The 1,767-nt window shown below is 44.0% G+C and carries 4 protein-coding genes; 3 read left to right on the top strand and 1 reads right to left on the bottom strand.

The features are described from left to right. From RMO84_RS03195 to RMO84_RS03185, 3 genes are all read left to right on the top strand, one after another. Window positions 1-647, top strand: a 647-nt coding sequence (locus tag RMO84_RS03195; protein ID WP_310487002.1) for a CHAT domain-containing protein, incomplete at its 5' end; no start/stop codon positions are given. Between the two features lie 3 nt (window positions 648-650). Beyond that, window positions 651-1,187 (top strand): hypothetical protein, encoded by a 537-nt coding sequence (locus tag RMO84_RS03190; protein WP_310487001.1) that lies wholly within the window; start codon window positions 651-653, stop codon window positions 1,185-1,187. Window positions 1,188-1,191: 4 nt separating this feature from the next. After that, window positions 1,192-1,494: a hypothetical protein gene (locus RMO84_RS03185; RefSeq protein ID WP_310487000.1), complete on the top strand. Its 303-nt coding sequence runs from the start codon at window positions 1,192-1,194 to the stop codon at window positions 1,492-1,494. 8 nt (window positions 1,495-1,502) lie between these two features. Here the strand turns inward: RMO84_RS03185 and RMO84_RS03180 are convergent, their stop codons facing one another. Next, window positions 1,503-1,745 carry a 2Fe-2S iron-sulfur cluster binding domain-containing protein gene (locus RMO84_RS03180; protein WP_310487003.1) on the bottom strand — a complete coding sequence of 81 codons (243 nt, stop codon included), beginning with the start codon at window positions 1,743-1,745 and terminating at the stop codon, window positions 1,503-1,505. Window positions 1,746-1,767 lie beyond the last annotated feature (22 nt).

Raw genomic sequence — 1,767 nt, 5'->3', positions numbered from 1 at the left:
CAATTGTCCGATCTTTACTCCAACCCCATACCCACATCGATTCGGCATCTGCCAGTTTAGCCACCGTCGAGAATGCCCTGAGACAGCCCCACACCAGCTTTCACTTCACCGGACACGCCGCCTACAATTCCCGCTCTCCTGAAGCCTCCGTCCTCGCGCTGATAGACGAACCACTCACCGCCAAACGGATTGCTCAGTTAGATTTATCTAGCTACAATCTCATCACCCTCGCTGCCTGTGAAACTGCGATTACTGGGAGAGAAAAGATCGATACCGAATATGTCGGTTTAACCAGCGCATTCCTCCAAGCTGGAGCCGCCAATGTGCTTAGTACCCTGTGGCAAGTCGATGAAATTGCGAATGCTTGGTTTACAATCTACTTTTATCAACAACTGTTAGCAGGTAAATCTCCCGCTGTTGCCTTGACAATCACTCAGCGATGGATGCAACAGGTTACTTGGCAAAATCTCGCTGACTGGCTAACTCAACTCAGTCAACTAACCAATCTCGAAATCGGCATAATCGATCGACTTAATGCCCGCATCACAAACACGCTCAAAGAAGGGGGTACAATAGGGCTAAATATACCTACAAAATATAGCCATCCCTACTACTGGGCGGCGTTTACACTGACGGGAGAGGGTTAAAATATGAGCTTTTCCAAACAAATAATCGATCTGGAGGCACTGCTCTATGCCCTCGCACAACAAACAGAGCCTTTACCAGCATCATTACAGCACTCGCTAACTGAAGTCGGTCGATCTTTGCATGAAGATCGACCCGATGCTGCTCGTCAATTACGAGCATTAATTCAGCAATATTCACCTCTAGAACGAGACTACCAAAATGCGTTGGCTCAATGGGACGAGAACTATACTTCTCAAGAGCGTACTAAAAGTTTAGGTGCAACTTTCCCGATAACATCGGGACTAGATGACTTATTTATCGATCGGGTGTTACCTACTAATAATTGGGTAATTGCTACAAAAAATTTAACCAATAGCCTCAGCTCTCCCCAGCAAAGATCGCAATTTTTACAACGAGGCGATCGAGTATTGACTTTAGCAAGTGGTGGTGCATTTTTAGGCGTACTAATTGCGCAAATTCCTGGTGCAATTATCGGTGGCTTACTAGTTGGCATCTATGCCTGGTTTAGTTTTCCAACAGTTAGAACAGACGGAAAATAAATAAGTGGCTCAGAAATATTTATTTGGAATTGGATTTATATTAATAGTAACTTCAGCTATTCTGATTCTGATTATACGATATCGTCGCAATCAAAAATGGAACCTGTCTTTTCAGGAAGCTTTCGATCTCGCACTGGCTATTTTTAGTGGCATGTCAGGTGCTTATGTCATATACCAAGCTATTAATGTTCTAGATGCATTACTAAAATTAGTCGGACTTGAAGGAATTGTCGCTATGTGTTTAGGAGGATTAGCTTCAATTTGGTTTGCATTTGGCAAGGTCAAAGAATTAGTAGATAAACCTTGAATCTCCAGCTACCAAATCGGATCGTCATAACGGTGGACAATTAGAACTGACTCATCAATCGGGATGCTCGCCAAACAAGCTCTGACGGGATTTTCTTGCCCTTCAATTTCCACCTCACAGGCATAACAAGAACCCATCAAACAACCAGTGGGAATTGTAATTCCCGCTCGATCGGCTACATTCAGCAATGCTTCGCCCGGTTCGGCGGTAACGGTAACTTTATCTGGTAAAAAATGAACGGTTACTGACATAAATTTGTTTGTCGATCGGGTG

The organism is Chamaesiphon sp. VAR_69_metabat_338 (assembly GCF_031423935.1).
Lineage (GTDB): Bacteria > Cyanobacteriota > Cyanobacteriia > Cyanobacteriales > Chamaesiphonaceae > Chamaesiphon.
This window is presented reverse-complemented; position numbering and strand designations above follow the sequence as displayed.